Consider the following 15,020-nt stretch of genomic DNA (forward strand, 5'->3'; position numbering starts at 1 on the left):
AACAGTGTCCGTCACCACATGTGCACAGCCTATCGTCCACTGACATTTCTAACAGCCAGCTAAATACCCGACGTCGTGTAGGAAAACCCCTACCCCCTTGAGCGCCAGCTGACAGGCCAGTCCCGACAACGGCCGGCGCGTGAGGCCCCGTCATGGCGCTACGTGCGCCCGTGGACAGCAGGGTCGGTCAAGGCCGCCCTCACCGCGTCCGCTCCACCGGGCCCAGCGGTCGCCCCATCGCGGCCAGCGTAGAATGGGCGGATCAGTCATTTACAACCGGAGTTCCTGATGGACAGCGCCAAGCTCGGCCACTATGTCGACAAGAAGTGGGATGACGAAATCGTCCCGCAACTGGTGGACTACATCCGCATCCCCAACAAGTCGCCGATGTTCGACGCCAACTGGGTGCAGAACGGCTACATGGAGCAGGCCGTCGTCCTGATGGAAACCTGGGCCCGCGCGCAGGACATCCCCGGCCTGAAGGTCGACGTGGTGCGCCTGGAAGGCCGTACGCCCCTGCTGTTCCTGGAGATCCCGGCCAGTGGCAGCGAGACCGGCGATGACACCATCCTGCTTTACGGCCATCTGGACAAGCAGCCGGAAATGACCGGCTGGGATGATGATCTGGGTCCGTGGATCCCGGTACTGCGCGACGACAAGCTGTACGGTCGCGGCGGCGCTGACGATGGCTACGCGATCTTCGGCTCGCTGGCCGCCGTGCTGGCGCTGCAGGCCCAGGGCCTGCCGCATGCCCGTTGCGTGATCCTGATCGAAGCCTGCGAAGAGTCGGGCAGCTACGACCTGCCCGCTTACGTGGACCACCTGGCTGACCGCATCGGCAAGCCGTCGCTGGTGGTCTGCCTGGATTCGGGCTGCGCCAACTATGACCAGCTGTGGTGCACCACCTCGCTGCGTGGCCTGACCGGCGGCAACTTCTCGGTGAAGGTGCTGAACGAGGGCGTGCACTCCGGCGATGCGTCCGGCGTGGTGCCGTCCAGCTTCCGCTTGCTGCGCCAGTTGTTGTCGCGCATCGAAGACCAGGACACCGGCCGCATCCTGATCGACGGCATGCAGGTGGAGATCCCCGCCGAGCGCCTGGAGCAGGCCAAGCGCGCTGCCGACGTCGTGGACACCGCCATCTTCGACAAATTCCCGCTGGTCGACGGACTGAAGCCGATGAACGACGACCTGACCGAACTGGTGCTCAACCGCACCTGGCGTCCGGCGCTGTCGGTGACCGGTATCGGCGGCATGCCGACGCTGGAATCGGCGGGCAACGTCCTGCGCCCGCATACCGCGGTGAAGCTGTCGCTGCGCCTGCCGCCGACCGCCGATGGCAAGCGCTGCGGCGAGCTGTTGCAGGAAGCCTTGCTGAGCGATCCGCCGAACGGCGCGGAAGTGACCCTGGATCTGGAAAAGGCGTCCAGCGGCTGGAATGCGCCGGCGATGTCGTCGTGGCTGACCCAGGCGATCGACGATGCCAGCCAGACCTTCTTCGGCAAGCCGGCGATGTACATGGGTGAAGGCGGCTCGATCCCGTTCATGGGCATGCTGGGCGAGAAGTTCCCGGGTGCGCAGTTCATGATCACCGGCGTGCTCGGCCCGCATTCCAATGCACACGGTCCGAATGAATTCCTGCATATCCCGATGGGCAAGAAGGTCACCGCCTGCGTGTCCAAGGTGATCAGCGAACACCATGCTGCCAGCCTGCGCGGTGAGACCAGCGGTTCGCCGGTGGCCGCCGACAGCGGTACCCGCCACGGCGACCACGGTTGCTGCTGATCGGTTGCTGCTGATCTGACGCGGAGGTGCCCGCCGGTGGCCGGCACCTCCCGTAGACTGGGCTGACCTTTTTCTCGTTGGAGTCCCGCGCATGGACGGTTTGTTCGGCAGCACCAGTTGGCTCTACATCATCCTGGTCGGTTTCGTCGTCGGATTGCTGGGTCGCTTCTTCATGCCGGGCAACAACCGCATGGGCTGTCTGCTGACCATCGTGCTGGGCATTGTCGGCGCGTTGCTGGCAGGCTGGTTCGGCCAGTACATGGGCTGGTACGCCGCCGGTGAACCCGCCGGTTTCCTGGGCGCCGTGCTGGGTGCCGTTGCCGTACTGGCGCTGCTGCGCCTGGTCAGCGGCGGCCGACGCTGAATCCTCTTTCCTTCTCGATGCTGGTGCCTGCGGGTGCCCGGATGTTTCCTGCATGAACGATCCTGCTTCCCATCCCGAGCGCACGGCGCAGCGTCTGCAGTGGGCGCGCCTGCGCCTGGACGATGCGGCGGCTGTGCTGGAGCGCGCATCGGTCGATGCGGGCATGCGCAGTTACTGGCGCGCCACCGGCCGCACCGGCACCCATATCGTCATGGATTCCCCCCCGGGCCTGGAGGATGTACGGCCGTGGCTGCGCATGCGCGGTCTGCTGGCCGCGCAAGGTCTGCGGGTTCCTGCCGTGCTGGCCGAAGACCTCGAGGCCGGCCTGCTGTTGCTGGAAGACCTGGGCGGCCCCACCCTTGCCAAAGTCATCGCGGCGGACACCGCGGATGCGTGGTTCGAGCGCGCGATGGATCAGTTGCTGGCCCTGCAGCAGATGCCGGTGCCGGATGATTTCGGACGCTTCGGTGAAGCCCTTCTGCAGCGCGATGCGGGCCTGTTCGACACGTGGTTCCTGCAGCGCCATCTCGGCATCACGCTGGATGGCGATGACGCGCAGCAACTGCAGCATGTGCAGCAGTTGCTGATGGACAACGCGCTCGGCCAGGCACAGGTGATGACGCACCGCGATTTCATGCCGCGCAACCTGATGCCCGTCGCCGACGGCCCGGCCGTGCTGGATTTCCAGGACCTGGTGCGCGGCCCCATCGCGTACGATCCGGTGAGCCTGTTCAAGGATGCGTTCCTGAGCTGGCCGCTGCCGCAGGTGGATCGCTGGCTGGCACGTTATCACCAGCGCGCGCACGAAGCCGGCCTGCCGGTGCCGACGCGGGAGGTCTTCCTGCGCGACGCCGATTGGTTGGGCATCCAGCGCCACCTGAAATGCCTGGGCATCTTCAGCCGGCTGCGCTACCGCGATGGCAAGGGCCATTACCTGGACGATGCACCGCGTTTCATTGCGTACCTGGACGAAGTGCTGCCGCGTTACCCGGAACTGGCCGGACTGCAGCACCTGTTGGACACGCGCATCAAACCCGCGATGTCAGCGCTGTCCGAGCCGGCGATGGCACGATGAAGGCGCTGATCTTCGCGGCGGGGCTGGGCGAGCGCATGCGCCCCCTGACCCTGCACACGCCCAAGCCGCTGCTCAGCGTCGGTGGCAAACCGCTGATCGCGTGGCACCTGGAGCGGCTGGCGGCGCTCGGCATCCGCGACGTCGTGGTCAATATTTCATGGCTCGCCGAGGCCTTCGCGCCGACCCTGGGCGATGGCAGCCAGTGGGGCGTGCAACTGCACTTCGTCAACGAAGGCGACACGCCGTTGGAGACCGGCGGCGGCATCCTCAATGCCCTGCCCGTACTGGGCGACACGCCGTTCCTCGTGGTCAACGGTGACATCTGGACGGATTTCGATTTCGCCACGCTGCCACGCGAACCGGCGGGCCAGGCGCACCTGGTGATGGTGGACAACCCGGCGCAGCATCCGAGCGGCGATTACCGCCTTGATGCCACCGGCGTGCTGCACCATGACCGCGCCGGCGAGTGCCTGACCTACGCCGGCATCGGCGTCTACCGGCCATCGATCGTGGACGACTGGCAGCAGGTGATCGGTACCGCACCGGGCAGCGAACGCACGCCGCCGCGCTTCAGCGTGGTGCCGCTGCAGAAGCATTTCATGGCGCAGGGACGGGTCAGCGGGCAGCACCATCGCGGCCGCTGGACCGACGTGGGCACGGTGGAGCGCCTGCGTGCGCTGGATGCGGAGTTGGGTCGGTCGAACGGGTGAGACCCCCTCGCGGGTGGCGGCCTGCAAGCTGCAGCTGAGCTTGGCGACGGGCGGTGGGGCTGGGCGGGGGACGGCAAGAGCTGCATCCATGCGTGCCTCGTTTCGCGCCATCCATGGCGCTCAACGCCCCCGCCCAGCCCCACCGCCCGGCCCTGACAGGTTCCCGGTGCCGCCAGCCGCGTATGAAAAAAGAAGAAAAGCGGTAGCGCCGACCCATGGTCGGCGAGCGCAGCGGGCCGTTGGCGGAAACATTCCGCCGACCATGGCTCGGCGCTACCGATGACGATATCCCGTCGGGTGGAGGGAGCCCCTGAGTCAGGGGCGGCCGCGAAGCGGCGGGGTGTGGGTGCTGGTGAGACGGGGCCCGCGGTTTGCGAAGCAAAGCGTGGGAGCGGCAGCGCGAATGCGATGACGTGGACCCGTGCCGCGAAGCGGCGGGGTGTGGGTGCTGGTGAGACGGGGCCCGCGGTTTGCGAAGCAAAGCGTGGGAGCGGCAGCGCGAATGCGATGACGTGGACCCCGCCATGGATGGCGCGAAACAAGGCCTGCATGGATGCAGCTTTTGCCGTCCCCCGCCATCCCACCCCGCCCCGCCCACACGCAGCCCTGCAGCTCTGGACGTTGCTGTTGCCGTTGCCGTCGCTTCTGCAGGTGCCGGGCGCAGCCCGGCCACATCCTCAATACCGCGGGCGGCCGTCTTCCAGCACTTGCCGCAGGAACGGCACGGTGATGCGCCGCTTGGCCGCCAGCGATTCCCGGTCCAGCCAGTCCATCAGCGTGATCAGCCCACCCAGCTCACGGCCGGAGTGCGATAGCAGCCAATCGATGGACGCCTCGTCGATCGACAGCCCGCGGCGCAGCGCGCGGTCCCGCAGCACCGCCGCACGCCCTTCTTCGTCGAGCGCCTGCAACACCACCCGCACGCACTGGCCCAACCGCGAGCGCAGGTCGGGCAGCACGAGCCCGAGATCGGCCGGTGCCACCTGCGCGGTGTACATCACCGTCGTACCGGCAGCGCGGGCACGGTTGTGGAAATCAAACAACGCCACTTCGTCGTCGCGCGATCCGGCGATCGCATCCAGGCCATCCAGCACGACCAGATCACGTTGCTCCAGGCCTTCCAGTGCAGCGCGCACACGGCCGGTGACGGCTGACAACGGCACATAGGTCGGTGTCCGACCGGCCTGCTCGGCACTGGAACACGTCGCGAGCGCCTGATGGGTCTTGCCGGTGCCGGCCGCCCCTTCCAGATAGACCCAGTCCTGGCTCGCCCCCACCGCGATCGCGCGCAGCTGCGCCAGCGCACCGTCCGGCGCGCCGATGAAGGTTTCCAGCCGTTCGTCCTGCGGGTAATGCAGGGCCAACGGAAGCTGCGGTACCGCGCTCACTTCGTCTCCGGGCCCTTCGGCGTGGTGTCGATGATGATGGTGGGCTTGTCGATGTACGAATCCAGCACGATGGACGGCTTTTCGCCGGCGTACAGCTCACTTTCGCGATAGCGCTGGTGGGCGTAGCGCAGCAGCACGTTGCTCACCGCCGCGACCGGCAGCGCCAGCAACATGCCCAGGAAGCCGAACAGCTGGCCACCGGCCATCACCGCAAAGATCACCGCGACCGGGTGCAGGCCGATCTTGTCGCCGACGATGCGCGGGGTCAGCACGTAGCTCTCCAGCAGCTGGCCCACCGTGAACACCACGCCGACCAGCAACAGCAGCTTCAGGTCGAAGCCCTGCGACTGCACCAAGGCGGCGACCACCGCCATCAGGATCCCGGTGGTGGCGCCCAGGTAGGGGATGAAACTGATCAGGCCGGCGATGATGCCGATCAACAGACCCAGGTTCAGGCCGACCAGGGTCAGGCCACCGGCATAGATCACGCCAAGCGCGATCATCACCAGGAACTGGCCACGGATGAACGCGCCGAGCACGTCGTTGGACTCGCGCGCCAGCTGGGTGATGGTGCCCACATGATTGCGCGGGATGACCGAGCGCACGCGCTCGACCAGCAGGTCCCAGTCACGCAGGAAATAGAACGCCAGGATCGGCAGCAGCAGCAGGTTGACCACCCAGGTCACCATCGCAAAGCCGGAACGCTGCACGTAGCCGAAGAACTGCTTGGCAATCCCACCGGCCTGCTGCCAGTGGCTGCGGATGTAATCCATCACCCGCTCCGAATCCAGCCACTGCATCACTTCCAGGCCGGTCTTCTGCTCGAACCAGGGAATGCCCTTCTCCATCAGCCAGGCCTGCGCCTGCGGCGCCGAAGCGATCAGCGTGCTGATCTGCCGTTCGATCATCGGCACCAGGATCAACAGCAGCGCGGTGATCACCAGCACCATCGCGACGAACACCAGGATCACGCCGGTATTGCGCGAGCGCCCGGTCGCTTCGATCCGATCCACCAGCGGATCGCCCAGCCAGGCCAACGCCAGGGCCAGCACGAAGGGAGTCAGGATGGGCGCCAGCAGCCACACCACCCAGCCGATCAGCAAGGCCACCGCGACGAACTTGACGCGTCGCAGGAAAAGGGCGATTTCCGCCTCGGGGGTGTGGATCATCGCAGGCGGTACTCGTTGCTGGCCGGGGCCGGGTTCTGTTCGTCGCCTTCCAGGGTGATCGCCACCGGCGCGACCGGCACCAGGATGCCGTCTTCGCCCAGCATGCGGTTCAACCCGGCCAGGCCGGTGGTCATTTCAAGATTCAGTTCCAGGCGGCTGCCCACCGCGCGCAGCGGGATGGCATCACGCACCACCGGCACCTGGCGCAGACCGGCTGCCATGCGCATGTAATCGTCCGCACTGTCGATGCCGGTCACCACGATGCGGTAGGTCCCGGCCTGCCCGGTTGCGGCACCGGCCTTGGCATAGCGGCGCACCAGTGCGTCGGCGGCACCGTCGGCGCCGGCAGCCATCGCACGCATCGCGTTCGCATCCTTGGTGGTCCATTTGTTCAGCTCGCGGCCGTTGTCGACGAACACCCAGTCCGCCGTCCAGCCGCCGTCGGCGCGGTACAGCTTGCCGATCAACTGCATGGGCGGGGCGTAGCGTGCCGATGCCCGGGCCACCGCGCCGCTGTCCTGGCGCCAGATCGCACCGACCAGCGCCTGCTCGGCCGTGCTTCCCGCGGGCAGGCCCAGCTTGTAGCCGCGCTCGACCGCACGCGCCAGCACCGGGCGCACCGCATTGGCCTGCGGCACACTGACCAGCCGCGGGCCGCTGCCGTCATCGATGGCCAGCCACAGCACGGGTTTGGGACGCGGCTGCGGCCACACGGGCAAGCCCAGCGCGGCCACCATGGCATCCACATCATCCTCGCGGAAACGGGCCACCAGCAGGGTACGGAAGCTGGGCGCACCGCTCACGCCGGTGCTCTGGTCCTGTTTGTAGTCATAGCTCTGCACGTAATCCTTGGCATTGCGCAGTGCCTGCACCACGCCCGGGCGGGCCGTGATGTTGCGGTCGCCGGACAACTTGCCCAGCACTTCGGCCAAGGCGCGCGACATACCGCCATTGCGGTCCGCGTCGCTTTGGCCACGCACGGGCACCTCGGCCTCGTACGCGCCGCTGGCGGTTGCCACGTCTCCTTCGGTGCGCATGCCGCTCTGCGCCAAGGCAGCAAAGGGCAGGCACGCTGCAAGAAGCAGGGTGAAGAACGTGGTCCTGAGGGGGCTGCGGGGCATCTGGACTTCCATTGGCTCGACGTATCCGGGGAGATTGTTGCCCGAATAGGGTCTTTGCGCCAACGTGGCCTGTTAAAATCGGGATCTCACCCTTGCCAGCGCCGACGCCCGTGACCAACAGCCCGTCCTCCGCCCCTACGCCCCTTACCTACCGCGACGCGGGTGTCGACATCGATGCTGGCAACGAACTGGTCGAGCGCATCAAGCCGCTGGTCAAGCGCAGCTTCCGCCCCGAGGTGATGGGTGGGCTGGGGGGCTTCGGTGCGCTGTTCGACCTGTCCAACAAGTACCGCGAGCCGGTGCTGGTGTCCGGCACGGACGGCGTGGGCACCAAGCTCAAGCTGGCCCAGCAGTTGGGCCGCCACGACACGATCGGCATCGATCTGGTCGCGATGTGCGTGAACGACGTGCTGGTGCAGGGTGCCGAGCCGCTGTTCTTCCTGGATTATTTTGCCACCGGCAAGCTCGACATCGACACCGCCGCAGCGGTGGTGGGCGGTATCGCCAATGGCTGCACCGAGGCCGGTTGCGCCCTGATCGGCGGCGAAACCGCTGAAATGCCCGACATGTATGCCCCGGGCGAGTACGACCTGGCCGGCTTCACCGTGGCGGGCGTGGAAAAGAGCGAGTTGAAAGACGGCGCCAGCGTTGCCGAAGGCGACGTGCTGATCGGCATCGCCTCCTCCGGCCCGCACTCCAACGGCTACTCGCTGGTGCGCCGCATCTATGACCGCGCCGGCCAACCGGCCGATCTGGTGCTGGACGACGGGGTGAAGCTGGTCGACGCGCTGATGGCGCCGACCCGCCTGTACGTGAAGCCGATCCTGGCCCTGCTCAAGACCCACGGCGAAGCGATCCACGGCATGGCCCACGTCACCGGCGGCGGCCTGACCGAGAACATCATCCGCGTGGTGCCCGAAGGCCTTGGCCTGGAGATCGACGCGAAGAGCTGGACCCTGCCGCCGGTGTTCCAGTGGCTGCAGCGCGAAGGCGCGGTGGCCGATGCCGAGATGTGGCGCACCTTCAACTGCGGCATCGGCTTCGTGCTGATCGTGGCGGCGGATCAGGTCGCTGCCGTGGCCGACGCCGCCGCGGCGCAGGGCCTGCAGCACTGGACCATCGGCACGGTCGTGCCGGCCGTGGAAGGCGCCGAGCGGGTGCATATCGGCTGATAGCGGATCCTCAACGGGTAGCGCCGAGCCATGCTCGGCGGACTGCCTGAAACGCCCGCTGTGCTCGCCGAGCATGGCTCGGCGCTACCGGCGCCGGGGCCCCTGCCCCATACGGCCACCAAGGAGACCGCCATGTCCACCACGCCCCTGAGTGTGCAGGACGCTGACCATCTGCGCCTGCTGTCGATCTTTCATTACATCGTGGCCGGGATCACCGCGCTGTGTTCGCTCATCCCGGTGATCCACCTGGTCATGGGCCTGGCCATCGTCACCGGCAAGCTGCCGATGGAGAGCCAGCAAGGCAACGAACCGTTCGACCCGCGCCTGTTTGGCTGGTTCTTCGTTGCGTTCGCCGGTGCGTTCATCGTCGGCGGTCTCACCCTGGCCGGCTTCATCGCCTATGCCGGGCGTTGCCTGGCACAGCGCCGCCGCCACCTGCTGTGCATGGTCGTGGCCGGCATCGCCTGCTGCTTCATGCCCTTCGGGACGGTGCTGGGGGTGTTCACCCTGATCGTCCTGCTGCGCCCGTCGGTCAAGGCCGCGTTCGGCGTTGCTCCCGTTACCCAAGCCTGAGGCCCGGATGTCCGCCACACCTCCCCCGTTGAATGTCCCGCGCGGCTGGACGTCGATGCAGGTCGCCTCGCACCTGCACACCCTGAAAATACTGTTCTATGTGCTGGGCGGACTGGAGCTGATCCTTGCCGCATTCCTGCTGCTGGCGACGGTGGCCGGCTATGTCAGCGAGCCCCCCGGCAGCGGCCCGGACGCCGCCCCCCTGCTGCTGTTCGTGCTGCTCGGAGCAGGCACGGCCACGTTCGCCGCGCTGGGCGGGTTGAGCATCAAGGCCGCAGGCTGCATGGGCGCACGTCGCCAGCATCGGCTGTGCCTGATCGTCGCCGGCCTGGCCTGCCTGACCGGAGCGCTGGGCATCGCGCTTGCGGCCTATGCGCTATGGGCGCTGTTGCGCCCGGAAGTGGTGGCCAGCTTCGACGGCACCGGCCGCGCGGTCGCCGCATGACCGGGCCTGCCCGCATCGCCGTCCTGGCATCGGGCCGCGGCAGCAACCTGCAGGCGATCCTCGATGCGATCGCACAGGGCGTCCTGCAGGCCGAGGTCGTGGGGGTGTTCTCCGACAAGCCGGACGCCGCCGCCCTTCTGCGCGTTCCTGCGGCACAGCGATGGGCGGCGGCACCCCGTGGGTTCGCAGATCGTGCCGCGTACGAGACCGCCTTGGCCGATGCCGTTGCAGGCAGCGCACCGGACTGGATCGTCTGCGCCGGCTACATGCGCATCCTGGGGCCGGCCTTCGTAGCGCGCTTCGATGGGCGACTGGTCAACATCCACCCCTCGTTGCTGCCGTTGTACAAAGGCCTGCACACCCATGCGCGCGCGCTGGAGGCCGGCGACACGCAGCATGGTGCCAGCGTGCACTTCGTCGTGCCGGAGCTGGATGCAGGCACGGTGCTGGCACAGGCGCGCGTTCCCGTCCACGCTGGCGATACCGCCGAAACGTTGGCCGCGCGGGTGCTGGAGGTCGAGCATCCCCTGCTGATCGCCAGCCTGGTGCTGCTGGCCAGCGGACGCGTAGCTGAACAGGGAGGTCAGCTGCAGCTGGACGGTCACCCCCTTTTCAGCCCGCTGGTCCTAGATTCGTCGGGTGTGCTGCGCTCGCCCCTCTGAGCTGAACACGCGCCACTGACCATGGCGCTGGCATGCTGCCCCCTTTCCTTTGCCTCTGCCCGGTATGAAGAAGACGACGCTGCACCGACCCGCGCTGTTGCTGTCCGCCCTGTTCTGCATGGCGGCGCTGCCTTCGGCTGCGCAGCAGGCCGCGCCTGCCGTCCCGGCCGAAGCGCCGCCGGCGCCCGGTCTGGCGGCGATGGCATGGGAGCCCCCGGTACTGGAGCCGTTCACCGCCACCTACCAGGCCCTCTACAAGGGCAAGGAAGCAGGCGATGCCACCATGCGCGTCACCCATGCCAGCGGCACTCAATGGCGGGTGGACATGCAGGTGGTCGGCCGGCGCGGCTTCGCCAGCGTGCTCGGCTTGAATCTGGAACAGAGCACGGTGTTCGAGAACCGCAACGGCCAATACGTGCCGCTGAGCCAGAGCACCGTGCGCAAGGGATTGTTCCTCGGCAAGAAAGTGACCGGCACCTACGACTGGCAGGCCGGGACGGCGCGCTGGCTGGGCGACCTGAAGAAAGAACGCACCCAGCCCATTCCGCTGCAAGCCGGCGACCAGAGCGCGCTGCTGCTGAACCTGGCGATCATGCGTGACGCCCGCCCGGGCAGCAGCCTGCACTACCGCTACGTCGATGTCGGCCGCGTGCGCCAGCATGACTACCAGGCCGCCCCTGCCACTGAAAGCGTGCAGGTCGGCGAACTGTCCTACGACGCGCTGCGCGTGTACCGCACCAACGGCGGCAATGACGAAACCATCCTGTGGATCGCAAACGGCGTCCCCACGCCGGTGCGGATCCTGCAACGCAAAGACGGCGAGGACAACATCGACCTGCGCCTGATCGAATACCAAGGAGTCTGAGCATGACCACGTTCCAACGCCCGCTGACCTGGATCGCCGCTGCCGCCCTGTCGGTAGCCAGCCTGCCCGCCATGGCCCTGCAGCCGTTCAAGGCCGATTACCTGGCCAGCTACATGGGCATGCAGGCCAACGGCACCATGACACTGGCCAGTGAAGGCACCGGCAAATGGCGCTACAGCCTGAAAGTGAAGAACCAGCTGGCCGACCTGAGCCAGAGCACCGTGTTCGAGGAAGCCAACGGGCGCCTGCGTCCGCTGAGCAGCCAGGACAGCTCGGTGCTGCTGGTGAAGAAGCGCAACGTGCAGGCCAACTACAACTGGACCAGCAACCAGGCCACGTGGACCGGCGACATCAAGCCCGACCGCGCAGGTCCGGTCGCCTTGAAGGCCGGGGACATGGATGCGCTGCTGATCAACCTGGCAATCGCGCGCGACCTCGCCGCCGGCAAGCCGCTGAACTACCGCATGGTCGACGAAGGCCGCATCAAGCCGATGACCTACCGCGTGGTGGGCAAGGAAGCCGTCACCGTGGCCGGCAAGAGCTACGAAGCGACGAAGGTGTCGCGCGTGGATGGCAACAAGGAACTGATCGCCTGGATCGTGCCGGAGTTCCCGGTGCCGGCGCGGTTGCTGCAGCGTGAGAGCGGCAAGGACGCGCTGGACCTGACCATCAAGGGCATCAACTGAGGCATGGGGAGTGACGGCCGCTGGCCGTCAGTCCCTGTGTGGACGGCCAGCGGCCGTCACTACCCTCATTCCGCCTGGAACACCGTGCGGCAGTCCACGCGGATCTGCTCGCCGGTCTTGCGCCACAGGAAGGTGCGGCACTCGCGGTTGCCTTCCTTGGTTTCTGAAACGCCCACGGCGTAGAACGCCTGCAGGATCTCGTCACGGGTCACCGTGCCGTCGGCGTTCCAGTCCATGTCCTTCTGCTCCACCCCCTTGGTGATGGCGAGGCCGGCAAACCAGGCATACGCCAGGTAGGCCAGCATCAGCAGCACCAAGGCCAGCAGCGCCTTGCGGCGGCGCGTGAACTTGCCGCGCAGGATCATTGCACGCGCCGGATGGTGGCACCGAGCGAAGAAAGCTTCTCTTCGATGTTCTCGTAGCCGCGGTCCAGATGGTAGATGCGGTCGATGGTCGTATCACCATCGGCCATCAGGCCTGCCAGGATCAGCGAGGCCGACGCGCGCAGGTCGGTCGCCATCACCGGTGCACCGCTCAGCCGCTCGGCACCGCGCACGATCGCCGTGTGGCCTTCGACCTGGATGTCCGCGCCCACGCGCAGCAGTTCGTTGACGTGCATGAAGCGGTTTTCGAAGATGGTTTCGTTGATCACGCCCACGCCATCGGCCACGCAGTTGAGCGCCATGAACTGCGCCTGCATGTCGGTCGGGAACGCGGGATACGGCGCGGTCGTCAGGTTCACCGACTTCGGCCGCTGCCCGTGCATGTCCAGGGTGATGGTGTCGGCGGTGGTGCTGATGGTGGCGCCAGCCTCGATCAACTTGGACAGCACCGCTTCCATCGTGTCCGGGCGCGCACGGGTGACGGTCACGCTGCCGCCGGTCATTGCCGCCGCCACCAGGAAGGTGCCGGTTTCGATGCGGTCGGGCAGCACTTCATGGCGCCCGCCATGGAGGCGCTTCACGCCTTCGATGACCAGCCGGGCGGTACCCAGTCCTTCGATCTTCGCGCCCAGCGCGATCAGGCACTGCGCCAGATCGGTGACTTCCGGCTCCATCGCGCAGTTGTCCAGGACGGTGGTGCCTTCGGCCAGGGTCGCGGCCATCAGCACGTTCTCGGTGCCGGTCACGCTGACCATGTCGAAGGTGAAGTGGCCACCCTTCAGCCGCTTGGCGCTGGCCTTGATGAAGCCGTTTTCGACCACGATGTCCGCACCCAGGGCCTGCAGTCCCTTGATGTGCTGGTCGACCGGACGCGAGCCGATCGCGCAGCCGCCCGGGAGCGACACTTCGGCTTCGCCGAAGCGGGCCAGCAGCGGGCCCAGCACCAGGATCGAGGCGCGCATGGTGCGCACCAGCTCATACGGCGCCACGTGCTGGTTGACCGGACGCGGGTCGACCACGATGGCGCTGCCACGCGACAGCGTGCCCTGGTCGATGGTGACCTTGGCGCCCAGTTCGCCCAGCAGCTTCACCGTGGTCACCACGTCGTGCAGGTGCGGCACATTGGTGATCTCGACCGGTTCGTCGGCCAGCAGGGTCGCGCACAGGATGGGGAGGACGGCGTTTTTGGCGCCGGAGATGCTTACTTCACCGTGCAGCGCTTTGCCGCCGGTCACAACGATCTTGGCCATGTATCAGGGTCTTTTTCGGGTTCAGCCGGCTTCGGCCGGGGTCACGGTCTTCAGTGCCAGCGCATGAATCGCGCCGCCCATCAGATCGTCGAGGGTGGCGTACACCATGCGGTGGCGGGCCAGCGGCATCTTGCCCGCAAAGGCATCGCAGACCACGGTCGCCTCGAAGTGCACGCCATCATCGCCCTGCACGTCGGCACGGGCGCCGGGCAGGCCGGTTTCGATCAGATTGCGGATGGTGTCAGCGTCCAACGGGCTTTCCTAATAAAATGTCGGTTCATTCTACTCTGCTGCGTGGCATCCGAATGGCTGACACCAACCTGCCCCTCCCTCCTGCCGGCCTGCCGGGCAAGGCCCCGGCCGACCCGGCCGCGCTGGTCGCCAGCGGCAAGCGCGTGTTCCAGATAGAACAGGAAGCGCTGCAGGCCGTGGCCGCCGGCCTGGGCGATGCCTTCCAGCAGGCCTGCCAGCACATCCTGACCGGGCGGGGCCGCGTGGTGGCCACCGGCATGGGCAAGTCCGGGCACATCGCGCGCAAGATCGCCGCCACGCTGGCGTCGACCGGCACGCCGGCGTTCTACGTGCATCCCGGCGAAGCCGGCCACGGCGACCTGGGCATGATCACCGAAGCCGATGTGGTGCTGGCGCTGTCCTATTCCGGCGAGTCGGATGAGCTGCTGATGCTGCTGCCGGTATTGAAACGGCAGGGCAACGTGCTGATTTCCATGACCGGCAAGCCGCAGTCCAGCCTGGCGCGCGCCGCGGACGTGCATCTGGATGTGAGCGTACCGGCCGAAGCCTGCCCGCTGGCGCTGGCGCCGACCTCCAGCACTACTGCCTCGTTGGCGATGGGCGATGCGCTGGCGGTTGCGCTGCTGGATGCGCGCGGCTTCACCGCCGATGACTTCGCCCGCTCGCACCCGGCCGGCAGCCTGGGCCGCCGCCTGCTGCTGCACATCACCGATGTCATGCACAGCGGTGACGATCTGCCACGCGTGGACATCGGCGCCAGCCTGAGCGAGGCGCTGGTGGAAATGAGCCGCAAACGGCTCGGCATGACGGCCGTGGTCGATGCGGACGGAGTACTGATCGGCCTGTTTACCGACGGTGACCTGCGCCGCGCGCTGGACAGCGAGCTGGACGTGCGCAGCGCGCGGATTGCCGATGTGATGACCCGCAACCCCCGCACCATCAACGCCGATCAGTTGGCGGTAGAGGCCGCACGACTGATGGAAACGCATAAAATCAACGGCTTGATGGTGGTGGATGGCGGCGGGCACGCGGTAGGTGCACTCAACATTCATGACCTGTTGCGGGCCCGGGTGGTTTAACCGAACACGTCCCGCCCCCATTCATTGATTACCGCACGACGAAT

General features: G+C 67.1%; 17 protein-coding genes. 11 read left to right on the plus strand and 6 right to left on the minus strand.

The annotated features are described in order from the left end of the window. Window positions 1-288 precede the first annotated feature (288 nt). The 4 genes from IFT65_RS11130 to murU all read left to right on the plus strand — a co-directional run bounded on the left by IFT65_RS11130 (window position 289) and on the right by murU (window position 3,931). Complete coding sequence (locus tag IFT65_RS11130; RefSeq protein ID WP_192081485.1) at window positions 289-1,782, plus strand: M20 family metallopeptidase; 1,494 nt, start codon at window positions 289-291, stop codon at window positions 1,780-1,782. A 91-nt stretch (window positions 1,783-1,873) separates the two neighbouring features. Continuing rightward, complete coding sequence (locus tag IFT65_RS11135; protein WP_188326404.1) at window positions 1,874-2,146, plus strand: GlsB/YeaQ/YmgE family stress response membrane protein; 273 nt, start codon at window positions 1,874-1,876, stop codon at window positions 2,144-2,146. A gap of 52 nt (window positions 2,147-2,198) precedes the next feature. Next, window positions 2,199-3,221: a phosphotransferase gene (locus tag IFT65_RS11140; RefSeq protein ID WP_192081486.1), complete on the plus strand. Its 1,023-nt coding sequence runs from the start codon at window positions 2,199-2,201 to the stop codon at window positions 3,219-3,221. Then, a complete protein-coding gene (gene murU / locus IFT65_RS11145) occupies window positions 3,218-3,931 on the plus strand; it encodes an N-acetylmuramate alpha-1-phosphate uridylyltransferase MurU (protein WP_192081487.1) in 714 nt (237 codons plus the stop codon). Before IFT65_RS11140 ends, murU begins: the two co-directional genes overlap by 4 nt. Before the next feature lie 677 nt (window positions 3,932-4,608). Here murU and hda read toward each other — a convergent pair. The 3 genes from hda to IFT65_RS11160 are packed head-to-tail and all read right to left on the minus strand — an operon-like array spanning window position 4,609 to window position 7,621. Beyond that, window positions 4,609-5,319, minus strand: coding sequence for a DnaA regulatory inactivator Hda (gene hda, locus IFT65_RS11150; RefSeq protein ID WP_192081488.1), 711 nt, complete (start codon window positions 5,317-5,319; stop codon window positions 4,609-4,611). Continuing rightward, a complete protein-coding gene (locus IFT65_RS11155; protein ID WP_188326400.1) occupies window positions 5,316-6,488 on the minus strand; it encodes an AI-2E family transporter in 1,173 nt (390 codons plus the stop codon). The genes hda and IFT65_RS11155 overlap by 4 nt, the downstream gene beginning before the upstream one ends. Continuing rightward, the gene (locus IFT65_RS11160; protein WP_188326399.1) at window positions 6,485-7,621 is read right to left on the minus strand and encodes a DUF2066 domain-containing protein; all 1,137 of its coding nucleotides are present in this window, start codon (window positions 7,619-7,621) and stop codon (window positions 6,485-6,487) included. Before IFT65_RS11160 ends, IFT65_RS11155 begins: the two co-directional genes overlap by 4 nt. Window positions 7,622-7,719: 98 nt before the next feature. On the opposite strand from IFT65_RS11160, the gene purM reads away from it, so the two are divergent. The 6 genes from purM to IFT65_RS11190 all read left to right on the plus strand — a co-directional run bounded on the left by purM (window position 7,720) and on the right by IFT65_RS11190 (window position 12,012). Further along, window positions 7,720-8,781: a phosphoribosylformylglycinamidine cyclo-ligase gene (purM, locus tag IFT65_RS11165; protein WP_342029532.1), complete on the plus strand. Its 1,062-nt coding sequence runs from the start codon at window positions 7,720-7,722 to the stop codon at window positions 8,779-8,781. A 132-nt stretch (window positions 8,782-8,913) separates the two neighbouring features. Next, window positions 8,914-9,354 carry a hypothetical protein gene (locus IFT65_RS11170; RefSeq protein WP_192081490.1) on the plus strand — a complete coding sequence of 147 codons (441 nt, stop codon included), beginning with the start codon at window positions 8,914-8,916 and terminating at the stop codon, window positions 9,352-9,354. A gap of 7 nt (window positions 9,355-9,361) precedes the next feature. Continuing rightward, window positions 9,362-9,799, plus strand: a complete 438-nt coding sequence (locus IFT65_RS11175; RefSeq protein ID WP_192081491.1) for a hypothetical protein — start codon at window positions 9,362-9,364, stop codon at window positions 9,797-9,799. Beyond that, window positions 9,796-10,461 (plus strand): phosphoribosylglycinamide formyltransferase, encoded by a 666-nt coding sequence (gene purN, locus IFT65_RS11180; RefSeq protein ID WP_192081492.1) that lies wholly within the window; start codon window positions 9,796-9,798, stop codon window positions 10,459-10,461. Before IFT65_RS11175 ends, purN begins: the two co-directional genes overlap by 4 nt. A gap of 64 nt (window positions 10,462-10,525) precedes the next feature. Then, a complete protein-coding gene (locus IFT65_RS11185) occupies window positions 10,526-11,326 on the plus strand; it encodes a DUF3108 domain-containing protein (RefSeq protein WP_192081493.1) in 801 nt (266 codons plus the stop codon). 2 nt (window positions 11,327-11,328) lie between these two features. Next, window positions 11,329-12,012 carry a DUF3108 domain-containing protein gene (locus IFT65_RS11190; RefSeq protein ID WP_192081494.1) on the plus strand — a complete coding sequence of 228 codons (684 nt, stop codon included), beginning with the start codon at window positions 11,329-11,331 and terminating at the stop codon, window positions 12,010-12,012. Window positions 12,013-12,077: 65 nt separating this feature from the next. On the opposite strand, the gene IFT65_RS11195 is transcribed toward IFT65_RS11190, so the two are convergent. Genes IFT65_RS11195 through IFT65_RS11205 form a run of 3 tightly spaced genes read right to left on the minus strand, consistent with a single transcriptional unit; the run spans window position 12,078 to window position 13,897 of the window. Further along, window positions 12,078-12,377 carry an EF-hand domain-containing protein gene (locus IFT65_RS11195; RefSeq protein ID WP_192081495.1) on the minus strand — a complete coding sequence of 100 codons (300 nt, stop codon included), beginning with the start codon at window positions 12,375-12,377 and terminating at the stop codon, window positions 12,078-12,080. After that, window positions 12,374-13,645: a UDP-N-acetylglucosamine 1-carboxyvinyltransferase gene (murA, locus tag IFT65_RS11200; RefSeq protein ID WP_192081496.1), complete on the minus strand. Its 1,272-nt coding sequence runs from the start codon at window positions 13,643-13,645 to the stop codon at window positions 12,374-12,376. Before murA ends, IFT65_RS11195 begins: the two co-directional genes overlap by 4 nt. Window positions 13,646-13,666: 21 nt before the next feature. Continuing rightward, window positions 13,667-13,897 (minus strand): BolA family protein, encoded by a 231-nt coding sequence (locus IFT65_RS11205; RefSeq protein WP_192081497.1) that lies wholly within the window; start codon window positions 13,895-13,897, stop codon window positions 13,667-13,669. 53 nt (window positions 13,898-13,950) lie between these two features. Between IFT65_RS11205 and IFT65_RS11210 the strand changes: the two genes are divergently transcribed. Further along, window positions 13,951-14,976, plus strand: a complete 1,026-nt coding sequence (locus IFT65_RS11210) for a KpsF/GutQ family sugar-phosphate isomerase (RefSeq protein WP_188326390.1) — start codon at window positions 13,951-13,953, stop codon at window positions 14,974-14,976. The last annotated feature ends 44 nt before the right edge of the window (window positions 14,977-15,020 follow it).

The sequence above is a fragment of the Stenotrophomonas sp. CFBP 13725 genome (assembly GCF_014841935.1).
Classification (GTDB): domain Bacteria; phylum Pseudomonadota; class Gammaproteobacteria; order Xanthomonadales; family Xanthomonadaceae; genus Stenotrophomonas.

Bases quoted from the DNA above. Each gene is read 5' to 3' on its own strand.
- IFT65_RS11160 (WP_188326399.1), bottom strand. From the start codon at position 7,621: ATGGAAGTCCAGATGCCCCGCAGCCCCCTCAGGACCACGTTCTTCACC.
- IFT65_RS11130 (WP_192081485.1), top strand. From the start codon at position 289: ATGGACAGCGCCAAGCTCGGCCACTATGTCGACAAGAAGTGGGATGAC.
- murU (WP_192081487.1), top strand. From the start codon at position 3,218: ATGAAGGCGCTGATCTTCGCGGCGGGGCTGGGCGAGCGCATGCGCCCC.
- IFT65_RS11195 (WP_192081495.1), bottom strand. From the start codon at position 12,377: ATGATCCTGCGCGGCAAGTTCACGCGCCGCCGCAAGGCGCTGCTGGCC.
- murA (WP_192081496.1), bottom strand. From the start codon at position 13,645: ATGGCCAAGATCGTTGTGACCGGCGGCAAAGCGCTGCACGGTGAAGTA.
- IFT65_RS11155 (WP_188326400.1), bottom strand. From the start codon at position 6,488: ATGATCCACACCCCCGAGGCGGAAATCGCCCTTTTCCTGCGACGCGTC.
- IFT65_RS11140 (WP_192081486.1), top strand. From the start codon at position 2,199: ATGAACGATCCTGCTTCCCATCCCGAGCGCACGGCGCAGCGTCTGCAG.
- IFT65_RS11210 (WP_188326390.1), top strand. From the start codon at position 13,951: ATGGCTGACACCAACCTGCCCCTCCCTCCTGCCGGCCTGCCGGGCAAG.
- purN (WP_192081492.1), top strand. From the start codon at position 9,796: ATGACCGGGCCTGCCCGCATCGCCGTCCTGGCATCGGGCCGCGGCAGC.
- IFT65_RS11135 (WP_188326404.1), top strand. From the start codon at position 1,874: ATGGACGGTTTGTTCGGCAGCACCAGTTGGCTCTACATCATCCTGGTC.
- IFT65_RS11170 (WP_192081490.1), top strand. From the start codon at position 8,914: ATGTCCACCACGCCCCTGAGTGTGCAGGACGCTGACCATCTGCGCCTG.
- IFT65_RS11175 (WP_192081491.1), top strand. From the start codon at position 9,362: ATGTCCGCCACACCTCCCCCGTTGAATGTCCCGCGCGGCTGGACGTCG.
- IFT65_RS11190 (WP_192081494.1), top strand. From the start codon at position 11,329: ATGACCACGTTCCAACGCCCGCTGACCTGGATCGCCGCTGCCGCCCTG.
- IFT65_RS11185 (WP_192081493.1), top strand. From the start codon at position 10,526: ATGAAGAAGACGACGCTGCACCGACCCGCGCTGTTGCTGTCCGCCCTG.